Source organism: Pedobacter polaris (genome assembly GCF_005116505.1).
GTDB lineage: Bacteria > Bacteroidota > Bacteroidia > Sphingobacteriales > Sphingobacteriaceae > Pedobacter > Pedobacter polaris.
In genome coordinates this window covers 617,760-634,406 of sequence record NZ_SWBR01000001.1, presented here as the reverse complement: position 1 = coordinate 634,406, position 16,647 = coordinate 617,760, and the positions used below count along the sequence as shown (strand labels likewise).

13 protein-coding genes are annotated in these 16,647 nt (G+C 35.3%); 9 read left to right on the top strand and 4 right to left on the bottom strand.

Features of this window, described 5'->3' with window-relative positions; translation table 11 throughout:
- Window positions 1-61 precede the first annotated feature (61 nt).
- Window positions 62-790 (top strand): ribonuclease III, encoded by a 729-nt coding sequence (gene rnc / locus FA048_RS02835; RefSeq protein ID WP_136838694.1) that lies wholly within the window; start codon window positions 62-64, stop codon window positions 788-790.
- Here the strand turns inward: rnc and FA048_RS02830 are convergent.
- The gene (locus FA048_RS02830) at window positions 787-1,503 is read right to left on the bottom strand and encodes a hypothetical protein (protein ID WP_136838693.1); all 717 of its coding nucleotides are present in this window, start codon (window positions 1,501-1,503) and stop codon (window positions 787-789) included. The genes rnc and FA048_RS02830 overlap by 4 nt on opposite strands.
- A gap of 72 nt (window positions 1,504-1,575) precedes the next feature.
- Between FA048_RS02830 and FA048_RS02825 the strand changes: the two genes are divergently transcribed.
- The 4 genes from FA048_RS02825 (at window position 1,576) to nadD (ending at window position 4,564) form a co-directional block, all read left to right on the top strand.
- The gene (locus FA048_RS02825) at window positions 1,576-2,313 is read left to right on the top strand and encodes a lysophospholipid acyltransferase family protein (protein ID WP_136838692.1); all 738 of its coding nucleotides are present in this window, start codon (window positions 1,576-1,578) and stop codon (window positions 2,311-2,313) included.
- A gap of 166 nt (window positions 2,314-2,479) precedes the next feature.
- A complete protein-coding gene (locus tag FA048_RS02820; protein ID WP_136839395.1) occupies window positions 2,480-3,343 on the top strand; it encodes a YicC/YloC family endoribonuclease in 864 nt (287 codons plus the stop codon).
- Window positions 3,344-3,413: 70 nt separating this feature from the next.
- A complete protein-coding gene (gene gmk / locus FA048_RS02815; protein WP_136838691.1) occupies window positions 3,414-3,983 on the top strand; it encodes a guanylate kinase in 570 nt (189 codons plus the stop codon).
- Window positions 3,984-3,991: 8 nt separating this feature from the next.
- Window positions 3,992-4,564, top strand: coding sequence for a nicotinate (nicotinamide) nucleotide adenylyltransferase (gene nadD, locus FA048_RS02810; protein ID WP_136838690.1), 573 nt, complete (start codon window positions 3,992-3,994; stop codon window positions 4,562-4,564).
- A gap of 99 nt (window positions 4,565-4,663) precedes the next feature.
- Here nadD and FA048_RS02805 read toward each other — a convergent pair whose 3' ends face one another.
- Window positions 4,664-5,374, bottom strand: coding sequence for an SAM-dependent methyltransferase (locus FA048_RS02805; RefSeq protein WP_136838689.1), 711 nt, complete (start codon window positions 5,372-5,374; stop codon window positions 4,664-4,666).
- A 324-nt stretch (window positions 5,375-5,698) separates the two neighbouring features.
- Between FA048_RS02805 and FA048_RS02800 the strand changes: the two genes are divergently transcribed.
- The 3 genes from FA048_RS02800 (at window position 5,699) to FA048_RS02790 (ending at window position 10,707) form a co-directional block, all read left to right on the top strand.
- The gene (locus FA048_RS02800) at window positions 5,699-7,117 is read left to right on the top strand and encodes a DUF6600 domain-containing protein (RefSeq protein ID WP_136838688.1); all 1,419 of its coding nucleotides are present in this window, start codon (window positions 5,699-5,701) and stop codon (window positions 7,115-7,117) included.
- 510 nt (window positions 7,118-7,627) lie between these two features.
- Complete coding sequence (locus FA048_RS02795) at window positions 7,628-9,208, top strand: peptide chain release factor 3 (protein WP_136838687.1); 1,581 nt, start codon at window positions 7,628-7,630, stop codon at window positions 9,206-9,208.
- Window positions 9,209-9,282: 74 nt separating this feature from the next.
- Window positions 9,283-10,707, top strand: coding sequence for an RtcB family protein (locus FA048_RS02790; protein WP_136838686.1), 1,425 nt, complete (start codon window positions 9,283-9,285; stop codon window positions 10,705-10,707).
- Window positions 10,708-10,812: 105 nt separating this feature from the next.
- Here FA048_RS02790 and FA048_RS02785 read toward each other — a convergent pair whose 3' ends face one another.
- Together FA048_RS02785 and argH are read right to left on the bottom strand one after the other, a co-directional pair.
- Complete coding sequence (locus FA048_RS02785) at window positions 10,813-12,066, bottom strand: pyridoxal phosphate-dependent aminotransferase (protein WP_136838685.1); 1,254 nt, start codon at window positions 12,064-12,066, stop codon at window positions 10,813-10,815.
- Between the two features lie 235 nt (window positions 12,067-12,301).
- A complete protein-coding gene (gene argH / locus FA048_RS02780; RefSeq protein WP_136838684.1) occupies window positions 12,302-13,633 on the bottom strand; it encodes an argininosuccinate lyase in 1,332 nt (443 codons plus the stop codon).
- Window positions 13,634-13,778: 145 nt separating this feature from the next.
- Between argH and FA048_RS02775 the strand changes: the two genes are divergently transcribed.
- Window positions 13,779-16,640: an alpha/beta hydrolase family protein gene (locus tag FA048_RS02775; protein WP_136838683.1), complete on the top strand. Its 2,862-nt coding sequence runs from the start codon at window positions 13,779-13,781 to the stop codon at window positions 16,638-16,640.
- Window positions 16,641-16,647: the final 7 nt, after the last annotated feature.

Below are 16,647 nucleotides of genomic sequence, written 5' to 3'. Positions count from 1 at the left end.
GATATTTGATTGTATATTTAATTATACTTTATTAGTCCTTGTGTTTTTGTAAAAAATTTTAATGCCATTATTCGATTTATATAAGCTTTACTTATCGCCACATAAAGAGTTTGTAAAAAAACTTAAAAACATTCTAGGTTTTATTCCTGGAAATGTTGTGCTATATAGGATGGCTTTTAGACATCGATCTGTTGCTAAAGTTTTAAAAAATGGCAGCAGAAGTAGTAATGAGCGTTTAGAATTTTTAGGTGATGCTATTTTAGGTTCCGTAATAGCCGAATTGCTTTTTAAAAGTTATCCTTATAAAGAGGAAGGCTTTTTAACTGAAATGCGCTCTAAAATAGTAAATAGAGTTAATCTAAATCAACTTGCCCGTAAAATGGGCTTCGATCAATTGATTATTTTCGATCAAAAAACAGTTAACGTACAAACCAAACATCATTCCATGTTAGGCGATGCCTTTGAGGCATTAATCGGGGCTATTTATTTAGACAAAGGCTATAATTTCACCAAAAGCTTCTTACTTAAAAGAATAGTAAAGCCCTATATCGATATCCATACTTTAGAAATGACAGAAACAAATTTCAAAAGTAAATTGATAGAATGGTGCCAACGTCACGGCAAGGATATTTCTTTTGATATGGTAGAAAATGGAGAGGGTGAAAGTGCCAAACTGTTTACTGTCCATGCCATTATAGACAATGAAAATCATGGTATTGGAAGAGATTACAATAAGAAAAATGCAGAGAAATTAGCTGCAGAGAAGGCTTGTGAATCGTTGGCTATTTAATTAGCCTTCTTCAAGGTATCAGTATAATTCTTATAAGAATCTTTAATCCACTTTGTGGCATCATAAACTGTCCAGTTCTTGGCCTTTTCATAATCAGGGCGATAATTGACCATAAAATCTTCCAATTCTTTACCTTCTAGACCAGTATTTTTATTAATTGTAGATTTATTGAATAACTGATCCACTTGGTTGTTTTGTAACTCAGTTACATACATTTTATTAAATCTTCTGGCATTATTTGGCGTGCGACCAAACAACTCATAAATAGCAGTTAATGGAGAGAAGAAATAAGAAAGGACAGGAGGCTTCCCTCCATAAAAAGAACCTTTGTTTTTGAAATCTTGCCTAATAGCATCTAAAGTTTGCTTTTTACTTTGCCCATTAATAACAACTTCATTTAATGTGGTTTCGCTTCTATTTAATTGTAAAATAATATCTTTGGTAGAGGTTAATACAATCATTTTATCATTAAAGCCTCTTTTAGCAACCACAATTGTATCGCCAATAACAGCTCTAATTTGAAATAGACCCATATCATTACTACCTACGCTATAACGATTTCTTAGATTACTAACTTCTGCAAGTGCAATTCTAATTTTAGAGCCGTTTTCAAACACCACCCCATTTAACATAAATTCTTGAGCAAAAATGGTTGCAGAAGAAAAAGTGAATAGAAATAGAGTGCAGAAAAATGCTAAACGAGCTAATCTCATTACAGAGTTAATTTTTTATTTTGTAAACTTAAGGATTGTTTACGGATGAATTAAGTTAAAAAACGTTAATTGATGAGGAAAGTTTTAACGGCATTGTATCTTTTATATGCAGCGTTAATTTTTATAGGGTTAATGTTTGTGGTGTTGCCCTTAGTTTTAATAGCCTCAGCTGTATTTAATATTAATACTGGAAAAAAAATTATTTTATTCTTTCTGCGTTGTTGGGCATGGGGTTTTAGCATCTTGAGCTTTTTTTTGGTAAAAACGGTCAACAAGCATTTAGTTAACAGAAATTTATCACACATATATGTTGGCAATCATGGATCTTATTTAGATGCAATTGCAGTTTGTATCAGTTTACCGCAATACTTTAGCCCCCTAGGAAAGGTTGAGATGACTAAAATTCCAATATTCGGATTGATTTATAAGCGGATTGTGGTTTTGATAGACAGAAGCAGTAAAGAAAGTAGAGAAAAATCAGTTGATACTTTAAAGAGAGATATTGCCAAAGGTGAATCTATTCTTATTTTTCCTGAAGGCACGATGAATAAAACCGAGCTGTTATTGAGTGAGTTTTACGACGGAGCCTTTAGGATAGCCATTGAGACACAAACTACATTAATGCCATTTGTAATGATAAATAATAGAGAATTATTACCTAGAGTAAATCCATTGCATGCCCATCCGGGGACAATTACAACAATATTTATTACACCAGTGGATGTGAAGGGCTTAACGTTAGATGACTTACCTATGCTTAAGCAAAAAGTGTATGCTTTAATGGAAGAAACAATCTTGAGATATGCCTAAAGTATTAGTATTGAAATCTAGAACAACATAATAATAGATTTAATTACAAGCTTAGTGAATTTTCTATTTCACTTTAGCGCTATTATCAATGCCTTTTCCACACCCGATCTCAATACTTTATACCAACTACTAAGTACTTTTTATATCTTTGCACATGATAAAATCAATGACAGGCTTTGGCTTGGCCTCTACAGATCATCAAAACGTTAAGTTTGCAGTAGAGATAAAATCTTTAAACTCTAAATTTTTAGAGTTAAATTTAAAGTTACCTAGAGCATATTCAGATAAAGAACTTTTACTGCGCAATACATGTAGCAAAGAAATAGAACGTGGCAAAGTAAATGTTTCGGTAAATATAGAACGTAGTGATGATAACCAAAAAGGAGCTACAATAAATACAACACTATTAACTCGTTACTATAAGCAATTAGAAGAAATTAATGCTTCGTTGGGTGCTAATTCAGTAAATCTATTGCAAACCGCTTTAAACTTTCCAGAGGTAATTACTTATACCGAAGAAGAGGTAGGTGAGAATGATTGGGAGATCTTACATCAGACATTTTTAACAGCATTAACTAACTTTAATCAATTTAGAGCTGATGAGGGCAATGTTTTAAGGATTGATTTAGAATTACGCATTCAAAATATATTAAACTTTTTTGAAGAGATAGACAAACTAGCTCCATTAAGAGTGCCTCAAGTTAAAGCTAGACTTACTCAATTTTTAGAAGAAACAGTAGGGAAAATTAATGTAGATCAAAATCGTTTAGAACAAGAATTGATCTATTACATTGATAAGTTAGATATTACAGAAGAGAAAACTCGTTTAAGAAGCCACTGCGATTATTTTATGGCAACTTTAAAAAGTAAGGATGCCAATGGTAAAAAACTAGGTTTTATCTCTCAAGAAATTGGAAGAGAAATTAATACAATGGGAGCCAAAGCTAACGACGCACATATACAACAGTTAGTAGTTGGTATGAAAGAAGAATTAGAAAAAATTAAAGAACAACTATTAAACGTATTATAAAGAAGCTTGAAGCTTAAGGACTAAAGCATAAAGCTTTGGACTTTCAGCGCTAAGCTTTATGCTCATAAAAATGAAACAAGGCAAACTCATTATATTTTCTGCACCATCTGGAGCTGGTAAAACAACTATAGTAAGACATTTACTGAAGAAATTTCCACAATTAAGTTTTTCTATATCGGCTACAACAAGAGATTCTCGTGGAACAGAGAAGCATGAAAATGACTATTATTTTATAAGTAAAGAAGATTTTTTGCATAAAGTTGCTCGTCAAGAATTTGTAGAATTTGAAGAGGTTTACAGTGGCACGTTTTATGGTACTTTACGCTCTGAAATACAAAGGATTTGGGATGAAGGTAAACATGTAATTTTTGATATTGATGTTGAAGGAGGTTTACGTTTAAAAAGAAAATATGAAGATGATGCTCTGGCAATTTTTGTGCAGCCACCATCATTAGAGGTTTTAAAAGAACGTTTAACCGGTAGAGGAACTGATAGCCAAGAAAAGTTACAGGAACGCTTTATCAAAGCAGAAAAGGAACTTCTATATGCAGATAAATTTGATATCATCCTAAAAAACTACGATTTAGAAATTGCTTGCAAAGAAGCTGAACAAATTATTGGAGATTTCTTGGCAAAATAAGGTGAATAATGAAAACTGGTCTTTTTTTCGGTTCGTTTAATCCAATTCATATTGGACACTTAATTATTGCCAATTATATGGCAACATTTAGCGGCTTAAAAGAAGTTTGGCTTGTTATATCTCCTCATAATCCATTAAAACAGAAAAATGGCTTAGCCAACGTTTATGATCGTTTAGAAATGGCTAAACTAGCAACTGAAAATGCACCCCAGTTAAAAGTAAGCGATATTGAGTTTAAATTACCTCAACCATCTTATACCATAGATACACTTACCCATTTAAAAGAGAGATATCCAGAAAAAGAATTTGTATTGATAATGGGCGCTGATAATCTGATCTCCTTAAAGAAGTGGAAGAATTACGAGATTTTGCTTAAAGATTATCATATCTATGTCTACCCTCGTCCAGGGGCAAATGTGAGTGAATGGGAAAATCACCCCTCCATTACTTTTACCGATACACCAGAAATGGAAATTTCTTCAACCTTTATCCGCAAAGCAATTAAAGACAAAAAGAATATTCAATTTTTTACACCAGACAGTGTGTTAGAATTTATCGAACAGAAAAATATGTATCGCTAATCTTGGCCCATCAGCTGAAGCCAATGTCAATGAGTTGAATATCTGCTAACCCTAATTAATTCATTGCAATCAGCTTTGGCTAACTGATGAATCAATAGGCTATCCCTTATAAAGCAAAAATACAGTTGGTTTTTTATGTAAATCTATTCTTTCGCTCTTCCAGGCACCAACAGTCATTGTTTTAATGAATTCATCTTCACCATTAATATTACAAGCTACACAAAGTTGTGTACTGCCACCACAGTTTTTCAATACATCTTCAAACAAATGATTGTTTCTAAATGGAGTTTCCATAAATAACTGGGTTTGCTTATTTTTTTCAGAAAGGCTTTCTAATTCTTTTATTCTCTTTGCTCTATCTACCTTATCGATTGGTAAGTAACCATGAAAAGTGAAGCTTTGGCCACTAAGTCCCGATGCCATTAAGCCTTGAATCATAGAATTTGGCCCAACTAAAGGCACAACTTTTATACCGCGTTTGTGCGCTTCGGAAACAATCTCTGCTCCGGGGTCTGCAACACCCGGACAACCAGCTTCGCTCATTAAACCCACATCAATGCCAGACATTAATTGGGTAAAATAAGGGACTAAAGAATTACCACGTTTGTGTTTCCCAAAATCATGAACAAGTAATTCACTTTGAGGTGTTTTTAAGCCAGCCTCTTTTAAAAATTTACGAGCTGTTTTTTCATTTTCAACAATGTAAGTTTTAATCACATTAATGGTGTCTATCAAAAATGGAGTATAAGATTTGTTCTGGGCATTTTCTGCCAATGGAACAGGGATTAAAAACAAGGTACCTCTTTGCATAATTCTTAGTGTTTTACAAAAGTACTGTTTTAAGCCAATATGTTAAGAATTTACTCATTCATAATGGTTCGGTAGAATTGTTCATCTAACAATAATCCTACTGTGTTTTTTAAAATGTAGCAAATTTAGTTCTGCCCGACTTATTTTTTACACAGCTGAGGTGTTGCTTTTATTGTGGTATAATACACTTAAATGTAAAGAAATACGTTAAAATGGAGTATTTAAACAGATTATTAATTTTGGATTAATCCTTTGTTAAAAATGGTGTTCAAATTGATATACACAAAGCGTTAGGTTAATTATAAATTTTAAACACACACAAAAATGAAAAACATGATCAAATTACCAGCAATGCTGGTAGGTCTCATGCTCCTTTTCGCAGGTACCGCACAAACAGCAAAAGCGCAGCAAGAAGACGTATCTCTACAATCGTTTTATGATGAACTTTCTCCTTATGGAACTTGGATTCAAGATCCTCAATATGGGTATGTTTGGCGTCCGGATGTAGACCAAGAAGAATTTAGACCTTATTATACCAATGGTCGTTGGGCAATGACTGAGTATGGAAATACTTGGGTAAGTAACTACGATTGGGGTTGGGCGCCATTTCATTATGGTCGCTGGATCTATAACCGTTATAACAATTGGGTTTGGTTACCAGACACAGTTTGGGGACCGGCTTGGGTAAGTTGGAGAAGTGGTGGTGGACATTACGGTTGGGCTCCATTAGGGCCGAGTATTACTATTGGTATTAACATTGGAAGAGGCGGATATCGCGTGCCAGATATGTGCTGGAATTTTATTCCATACAACAATATTTACTATAACAGTTATCCTCGTTATAACTACGGTAGAAATAGGGTTTATATCCAAAACACAGTAATCATTAACAATACTTACGTTCGTAATAACAGAACTTATTATACTGGCCCAAGAGCTGAGGACGTAAGACGTGCAACAAATCAAAATGTAACTGTTTATAATGTAAATAGAAGTAGCAGACCAGGTGCATCAAGGATAGATAACAATACCGTTAACATCTATAACCCTCGCCCAAGTAGAGGCTCGGTAAATAACAACAATGCTGCGCCTAGAAGTGCCGTGCAAGGAAGTATCAACCGTGGTCCAGTTGCAGGTAGGGATGGTAGTGTATCAGCCAACCGTACGGATAGGGGTAATACCAACGGAAATGTTAATCAAGGAAGTCGCAATGGCTTTGATAACAGAAACAATGGAAACGTAAACCAAGGTGATAGAAATGGCATAGATAGAGGAAGTAATGGAAATGTGTCCACTCGTCCATCAAGAGGTGAAGCTACAGGTGTAGAAAGAGATAACAATAATAGGAGCGCTACACCCAATGCAAATAGAGACGGTGTAAGCCAAAGACCAAGTGTTTTCGACAGGAGGGGTGAAACTAACAATCAGCCTCAAAGAGTAGAAAGAAGTCCAAGCTCAGAATCGCAGCCTCAAAGAGTGGAGCGTAATAGAGAAATGCCTCAACAACAACAAGCACAACCACAACAACGTGTTGAGCGTCAACGTGAGATGCCACAACAGAGAATGGAGCGTCCGCAACCCGTACAACAAGCACCTCAACAGCGAGTTGAAAGGCCACAACCTGTACAACAGGCGCAACCACAACAACAACGTGTAGAACGTTCACAATCAGCTCCACCACAAAGAAGCAGTGGTGGTTCAGAAAGTAGTAGAGGCGGCGGTGGTCGTCCTGGAAGAGGATAAAAATAATTAAGTATGAACAAGAAAGAGCCGGTTTTTTAATCGGCTTTTTTTATTTTCAAAAAATGGTCTTTGCGATCAATGGAACAAAAGTTTTATTTGAAAAGATGCAGTTTCGCTTTTTTGAATGTTCGTCCCGCTATCCGTTTTACTTCGTAGTTAGCCGTAAGAGCTAACATTACTACGTGTTCAATCCTATCGGGTTTAGAGAAATTAGGTCTCTGCAGCTATGTCTATTTTCCTTACACAAGCCTTAGTTAAATAGCCCAGATTGCTGCCAAAAAGATTTAGCGCAAAGCTGGACTGACTTTAATCAATGCCTTTAACCTTGCGCTTCAAAAAATTCCAACGTCTTTATACTTGCTACTAAATACTTTATACTCTTTTAAATATTCTTACCTTTGCACCTGCATGAAACAAAGTACAGCCATATTATTTCCCCTTCGCTTTTTATAAAGCCTTGCTGTATCTGCTATTTAATTAAGTTTCTGCCCACTTTATCAATAAAAATCCATGGTTAATCCTGAAATAGAAAAGAGAAAAACATTTGCAATTATTAGTCACCCCGATGCTGGTAAAACTACATTAACCGAAAAGTTTTTGCTTTTTGGCGGTGCAATTAATACTGCTGGTGCCGTAAAAAGAAATAAAGCTAATCAAAGTAGTACTTCCGATTTTATGGAGATTGAAAAGCAGCGTGGTATATCTGTTGCTACTTCTGTAATGGGTTTTGAATATAACGGTAAACGCATTAATATTTTAGATACACCTGGTCACAAGGATTTTGCTGAAGATACTTACCGTACTTTATCTGCAGTGGATAGTGTTATTTTAGTTGTAGACTGTGTGAAAGGTGTGGAAGAGCAAACTGAAAAATTAATGTCGGTTTGTAGGATGAGAAATACACCGGTAATTATTTTCGTAAACAAAATGGATCGTGAGGGTAAAGATGCCTTCGATTTATTAGATGAAATAGAAAGTAAATTAAACATCAGTTTGTGTCCTTTGAGCTGGCCAATTGGTCAAGGTCATACCTTTAAAGGTGTTTATAGTATTTACAACAAGCACCTTAACTTATTCGAGCCAGATAAAAAGAAAATAAGCACACCTGTTATTGAAGTTAACAGTTTGGATGACGAGAATTTAGCTCAATTTTTACCAGAAAAATCATTAACAAATTTAAAGGAAGAACTAGAATTAGTTGAAGGTGTTTACGGCGCTGTTGACAAGGAAATGTATTTAGAAGGTTTACTAGCCCCTGTATTTTTTGGTAGTGCAATTAACAACTTCGGGATTAAAGAACTATTGGACACATTTGTGAACATTGCCCCAAGTCCGAAAAGTAGGGAAGCTGAAGAACGCGTTGTTTTGGCAACGGAGAAAAATTTTAGTGGATTTGTATTTAAAATCCATGCTAATTTAGATCCTAACCATAGAGATAGAATAGCTTTTTTAAGAATTTGCTCTGGTAAATTTGAGCGTAATAAATTCTTCTATCACACTAGAAATAACAAAAAAATAAAATTCTCCAACCCGATGGATTTTATGGCGAACGAAAAAAGTATTGTAGAAGAAGCTTGGCCTGGAGATGTTGTTGGTTTATACGATAGTGGTACTTTCAAAATCGGTGATACCTTAACTGAAGGTGAGAAATTACAATTTAAAGGCATTCCGAGCTTCTCCCCTGAAATTTTTAAAGAAGTTGAGAATAGAGATCCTTTAAAAACGAAACAACTAGAAAAGGGCTTACAACAATTAACTGAGGAAGGAGTAGCCCAATTGTTTGTGATGCAACCTGGAAATAGAAAAGTAATTGGTGCTGTTGGAGATTTACAGTTTGAAGTAATTGCTTTTAGATTAGAACATGAATACGGGGCAAAAGCACATTTCAGAATGTTAAGCTATACTCGTTCTAACTGGGTAACTTCAAAAGATCCTAAGAAATTAGAGGAGTTTTTAAAACGTAAACAACAACATATTGGTGAGGATAAAGATGGAAACCCAGTTTATTTAGCTGATAATGAGTTTATGATTAACATGACGATGAGAGATTATCCGGATATTGAGTTCCATAAGACTAGTGAATTTAAGTAGCCAAAGGACATATTAGCAAAGTTAATCCTCTATAGTTTTAAAAACCATAGGGGATTTTTTATATTTATTAGTAAATGAAAACAGAAATAACAGGCAAAACCCTTAAAGCATTAGGTTTTGCTGAAGGAAAAATACTGGGCTTGGCTTTAGAAATCTTGAAGAACAATTTTCAAGATATTGAAGCGAATGAAGTACAAAAACTATTAAAGAAAGTAAAGAACTATCCAGAGAATTTTTTGGATGATGAAATATTAAGTGTTCTAGCAACAGCTATTATAGAAGAAGCAAATCCGAGAAGTGATGGCATAATTGAATTAATCGCAAATGCCAAAACTTATACTGTATTTGGTGAAGGTTATATTGAGGATGGTGCTAAAAACCAAATGAACATCGCCATGAAATTGCCGGTTACCGAAGCCGGGGCTTTAATGCCTGACGCCCATCAAGGATATGGTTTGCCTATAGGAGGTGTTTTGGCTACCCGTAATGCAATAATCCCTTATGGTGTTGGTGTTGATATAGGTTGTAGAATGGCGTTGAGTATTTTCGATATTCCTGAGAAATATTACTTCGGTAAAGATGCAATGTACAAACGAGAACTGATAGCACATACCAAATTTGGCGCTGGTCAGAACTATAGTGGAAACGAACGAGCCGACCATGATATTTTAGATAGCGATGATTTCAATGCAACTCCCTTCTTAAAAAATTTACATGGAAAAGCCTGGGCTCAATTAGGCACATCTGGTGGTGGAAATCACTTTGTAGAATGGGGAATTATTGATTTTGCAGAGCGAGATGAGATTTTGAATATTGATAAAGGGCGTTATGTAGCTTTATTAACTCACTCTGGTTCTCGAGGATTTGGAGCAACAGTTGCTGGTCAGTACACCAAAATTGCCAAGGAGATTTGTAAATTACCTAAAGAAGCCATTAACCTAGCTTATTTGGATATGAATTCGGCAGAAGGTCAAGAATATTGGATTGCAATGAATTTGGCTGGAGATTATGCTTCAGCTTGTCATGAGGTTATACATAAAAAATTAACGAAAGCAATTGGTGCTAAAGTTTTAGTGAAGGTAGAAAACCACCATAATTTTGCATGGAAAGAAACTTTAAATGGGGAGGAACTTATCGTTCATAGAAAAGGAGCTACCCCAGCAGGAAAAGGTGTGATGGGAATTATTCCGGGAAGTATGACAGCGCCAGGGTTTTTGGTTAGAGGAAAGGGCGAAACCAGTTCAATTAATTCTGCATCTCACGGAGCAGGGCGATTAATGAGCCGTACAAAAGCCATACAATCCATCACTAAATCTGATATGAAGGCTATTTTGAAAGACCACAATGTAACCTTAATTGGTGCTGGTTTAGATGAAGCGCCAATGGCTTATAAAGACATTAACCAAGTAATGGCAGCACAAACTGAGTTAGTTGATGTAATTGCGAAATTTGAACCAAAAATGGTGAGAATGGCAGATGATGGAAGTAGAGAAGATTAAAAAGTCCGAAAGTCAGAGGTCCGAAGTCAGGGTTGTTAATAAAGGAATCCTCTTCTAACTTGAAGAGGATTCCTTTATTAGTTTTTATCTTGAAAAGACGTTTAACTATTTCAACTTGCTTAACACGGTAGCAATTCTAGGCAACATGTCTTTGATGTCTTGTAAGGAACATCCGCCAATTGAAGCCCTAAACCAAGGCATATTTTCTTCATTACCAAAAGCAGAGAATGGAACAATTGCTGCTTGTGCTTCTTTAATTAGATAGAAATTTACATCTGCACTGTTTTTTAGTAAATCGCCACTTGGAGTAGTTTTACCGATATAATCTATTTTTAAAGTTAGATAAATTGCACCCATAGGGATAACTGCATCAACAGCGAAACCTTCACTTTTTAATTGCTGAAAACCAGTGTATAATTCATCTAAACTTGCTTGAACTTGTGCTTTAAAGCTGCTAAGAAATTCATCAACCAATGTTTTGTTTTTGAAATAATCTGCCACAGCAACTTGCTCTGCTTTAGGTGCCCAAGCACCAATGTGGCCTAACAGTGATTTCATTTTGCCAATCACATTTTCTGGTCCAAAAGCCCAGCCTACTCGAACTCCCGTAGCGGCTAAACATTTAGAAATTCCATCGATATAAATTATATAATCTTTCAATTCTGGACGTAAACTAACTGGATTAACATGTTCTTTATCAAAAGTTAGCAATGAATAAATCTGATCATACATAATGTACAAGGGCTTTTCATCCGCCTTGCGTGATTTATTTTCTTCTATAACGATATCGCAAATTTCTTCCAACTGTTGTTGTGTAAACATGGTGCCTGTTGGATTTAAAGGCGAACATAAAGCTAGTAAAGTCGCTCCTTTTAAATGCGGTTTTAGTTGTGCTGCAGTTGGCATAAAATTATTTTCAACTGTAGTTTCAATCGCAATTCCCTTGGCTGCAGAAAGATGGCAGTAGTGATTATTGTTCCATGATGGTGCCGGATAAATCACAGTATCACCTGGGTCAATCAATGCTAAATAGGTAGCATAAATTAATGGGCGAGAACCACCAGCAATTAAAATTTCATTTAAACCATAGTCTAGCTCATAACGGTCTTTTAAGATTTCAACAACTGTTTCACGTAATGGTAAAATACCATCTGCTGGCGGATAATTAGTATGTCCTTCACGATAGGCTTTTACAATCGCTTCTTCTAACGGTTTTGGTATAGGGAAAATGGATGAGTCAAAATCGCCAATAGTTAGGTTAGCAATTTGCGCACCCTTACGCTTCATGTCATTAACTTCGTTTCCAATTTTAATAATTTCTGAACCGATAAGTGTGTTTGCTAATACTGATACATTCATTTTATGTAGATTTATTTTATTACTATTTTATGATTTACGTTATTGCGAAGTACGGCCTGTCCTGATACTTCGGGAAAACAATTTCCTTGCTGTATTTTTTATCTTTTTGAAATGAAAGTCATTAGCTTTTATCTGCTGCAGTCCTGCTATTCGTTTCTCCGATGAAAAATCGGGATCCACTGCTATCAGGTTTAATTAACTTTTTTCAGTATTTCAAATCCTGTTTTTGCTTCCTTTATTTAACCAGATCAGCTATCGCTTTGTTTACCTTTTCAAACTTAAATTGAGCTAAAACTTCATTCATCATTGTCTCAATTTCTGGATTACATAAGTTGCCAATGCTTCCTTCGTGTGTATGTTTAACAGTTTTGTTTGGTGCAAAAGTTCCATTATCGATGGTTTCGCCAACAATTTTATAGGCTTCTCTAAACGGAGTTCCGCTTAGCGCTAATTCATTTACCACATCAACACTAAATAGGTAATCGTATTTTTTATCATCTAAAATATGGTCTTTAACTGTAATGTTTTGCAACATAAAAGTGCACATTTCCAAACACTCATTTAAAGATGTGATTGCAGGGAAAAGGTTTTCCTTTAGCAATTGTAAATCTCTATGGTAACCTGATGGTAAATTGGTGGTCATCATTGCAATTTCATTTGGCAAAGCCTGAATTTTATTACAACGAGAACGAATTAACTCAAAAACATCTGGATTTTTTTTATGCGGCATGATACTCGAACCAGTTGTTAATTCATCTGGAAAAGTGATAAACCCAAAATTCTGATTGATGAACAAACAAACATCCATCGCCATTTTTGCTAGTGTTGCAGCAACAGAAGACATCGCCTGACCTAAAATTCTTTCTGTTTTGCCTCTACCCATTTGTGCATAAACCACATTGTAATTTAGCTTTTCGAAACCTAACAATTCGGTTGTCATTGTTCTATTTAATGGAAAAGAAGAACCATATCCGGCAGCAGAACCTAAAGGATTTTTGTTGCAAACTTTGTAAGCCGCAAGCATCAATTCCATATCATCTGCCAAACTCTCTGCATAAGCGCCAAACCATAATCCGAAAGAAGATGGCATAGCGATTTGTAAGTGCGTATAACCAGGCAAAAGTTTGTCTTTATGCGTATTGCTCAATAAAATTAATTGGTTAAACAAGGTTGAGGTATTTTCTACCATTTCTTGAATACAAGCCCTGAAATATAATTTCAAATCAACCAAAACTTGGTCGTTACGAGAGCGACCGCTATGGATTTTTTTACCTGCTTCGCCGATGCGCTGTGTTAATAGCCATTCTACTTGTGAGTGTACATCTTCTACGCTATCATCAATGGTAAATTTGCCTTCTTCAATTTCTTTATAAATCACTTTTAAGGCAGTTTGAACTTCGGCCAACTCATAAGCTGTTAGCAAATTAATACTGGCCAACATCTCTACATGAGCCAAAGAACCCAAAACATCAAAAGCTGCCATTTGTAAATCCAATTCTCTGTCTTTACCAACTGTAAATGCTTCGATGCCTTTATTTACTTCAATATTTTTTTGCCAAATCTTCATTGTTATTATTAGGAGCTTAAAAATGCATTGCAAAAGTACGAATAAGTAGCAAGTATTTCGTATCAAGTATCAAGACTGCAAATTTATCTGGCTATGCAATAATTTTATTTTAAAACAGTATTTTAGCATTAACAAACCATTAATTATGAAGAATTTAAAACTTATTCTATTCGTTTTTGCAATATCGCTTGCAACAAATGCATTGGCTCAAGAGCAAGCGGCATTAACTTGGAAAGATGTTTCAAAGTGGAACTATAACAGAGGAAATGCTTTATCGCCAGATGGCCAATGGATGGCTTGGGCAAGCGGACCAACTGAAGGCGACTTAAAAATGACTATTCGAAAAACATTCGATACTTTGAGTTATTCGCATCCAATTGGCGCAACCGCAAACCCTTTACTCTTTTCAAAAGACTCTAGATATGCTGCTTTTAAGGTTTCTGCAAAAGATGCCGAAGTTAAGGCAGCAAAAAAAACAATGAAACCTTTGTACGATAAATTGACTGTAGTTTATTTAGCCGACAATAAACAAACTTCATTTGAAAGGGTAAGAAGTTTTAGTTTTTCGGGTGAAAATTCATCTTGGATTGCCATACAATTTGCGCCATTAGAAACTGCACCTAAAGATAAAGATGCAGCAAAAGGAACTGATGTGCTGTTATATAATTTGGCTACTAAGAAGAGTTTCAACATTGGTAATGTATCAGAATTTGCTTTTAATAAAGCTGGCGACCAGTTAGCTTATACAGTAGATGCAAATGGACAAAATGGGAACGGTGTGTTTTTAAGAGATATGAAAACAGGTTTAACAACTGCGTTGGATAATGACAAAGCCGTTTATAAAAGCGTAAACTGGAATGAGGATGGAAATGCGTTTGCCTTATTGAAATCTAACAAAAACGAAAAATATAAAGAGGATGTTTTTAGTGTAATCGGTATTAACAAAATTAATGGTGATTTAACCAATAAAGTAATTTACAATAGCTTAGACGATGTTACTTTCCCGAAAGGAAAAGGTGTAAATAACAATGCAACGCCATATTGGTCAGATGATCAATCAACTTTGTTTTTCGGTATCAATACTTTAGAAAAAAAGGATGATAAGAAAACGGATAGTGTGTCTAAATCTAAAAAACCAGATGCAAAAGCTGATAGTTTAGCTAAAGTAGTTAAACCTGAACCTAAAAAAGATGATATCGAAAAACCTGATATGATCATTTGGAACTGGCAAGATAAACGCCTCCAATCTGCACAGCAAACCCAAGAAATGAGGGATAAAAGCTTTAGTTATACAAGTTCTTATCGCATAGCAGATAAAAAATTTACCCAGTTAGCAGATAGCAATATGCGTAATGTTGTAGTTGCGCCAAAGCAATTGTATGCAATTGGTTATGATAATTCTAATTATGAATTAGCTGGGAATTTAGATGGACAAAGTTATACTGACATTTATTTAATCGATCTTAAAACGGGTGTTAAAAAACGTTTGTTCGAAAAAATGTATGCCACAAATGGCGGCAGATTATCAATTGCTCCAAATGGTAAAATAGCAAGTTATTATGTGGATGGAGCATTTTATAGCATCAATTTAGAAACAGGTGCAACGGCTAACTTAACAGGGAGCATTAAATCATCCTTCATTAATGAGCTAGACGACCATAATGTTTTAAAACCCTCCACTCAAAATTTAGGTTGGTCTAGCGATTCTAAGTACGCATTAATTATGGACAACTATGATTTATGGAAAATCTCTGCTGATGGTAAAAGTGTAGCTTCACTTTCTGATAACTGGAAAAGCAAAAAAACAGAAGTAGCCGGGAGATACCGTATTTATGAAGATGAAAAAGGAACAGATTTAAGTAAAGACCAGTATTTCGGTGTTTTTAATGTTAAGGATAAAAAGGCAGGTATTGGAATTCTTCCAACAGGAAAAAATAAAATAAATGTTCTGTTTATGGATGACAATGCATACGGAACTTTTATGAAAGCAGAGAAAGGAAAAGTTTTTGCCTACACTAAAAGCAACTTTAAAGAATCTCCTGTCTATTATGCAAGTGCAAGTAGCGATTTAACAGCTCCTAAAAAAGTAAATTCAAATACACCAGACCAAGCCAAATATGCCTGGACAGCTGGCGTTAAATTAATAGATTATGTAAGTACAAATGGTGACAGTTTACAGGCGGCATTATATCTGCCAGCTAATTATGCTCCTGGTAAGGCTTATCCAACCATCACCTATATTTATGAACGTTTAACAGACGGATTGAATAACTATTCGATGCCAAGTTTCCCAGGTGGTGGATTTAACAAAGCAATGTATTTAAGTAATGGTTACGCAGTTTTAGAACCGGATATTAAATACAAATTAAATGACCCAGGTATGTCGGCGGTTGCTTGTGTGGTACCTGCAGTTAAGGCCGCCATTGCAACAGGCATTGTTGATGAAAAAAATGTTGCCATTCACGGTCACTCTTGGGGTGGCTACCAAACATCATTCTTAATTACACAAACCAATATTTTTAAAGCTGCTGCAGCTGGTGCGCCATTGACCAATATGATTAGCATGTATAGCTTAATCTATTGGAATAGCGGTGGTACAAATCAGGCAATTTTTGAAGCTAGTCAAGGTCGTTTAACGCCAGGTTACTGGGATAATTGGGATGCCTTTGCTCGCAACTCTCCAGTTTACCACATTAAAAAAGTACAAACTCCTTTGTTGCTTTTACACAACGATAAAGATGGTGCGGTAGATTTTACGCAAGGAATTGAATACTACAACGGTTTAAGAAGACTGAATAAACCAGTGGTGATGATTACTTATCGTGGAGAAAATCATGGTATTGCTAAATTGCCAAATCGTAAAGATTACGCTGTGCGAATGATGGAATACTTCGATTATATGTTAAAAGGAAAACCAGCACCAGAATGGTGGAGCAAAGGTGTTAACCGTTTAGATATGGAGAAACATTTAGAGACTAGGGCTTTTGATGGAGGAGAAGAAAACTAGATAAAAC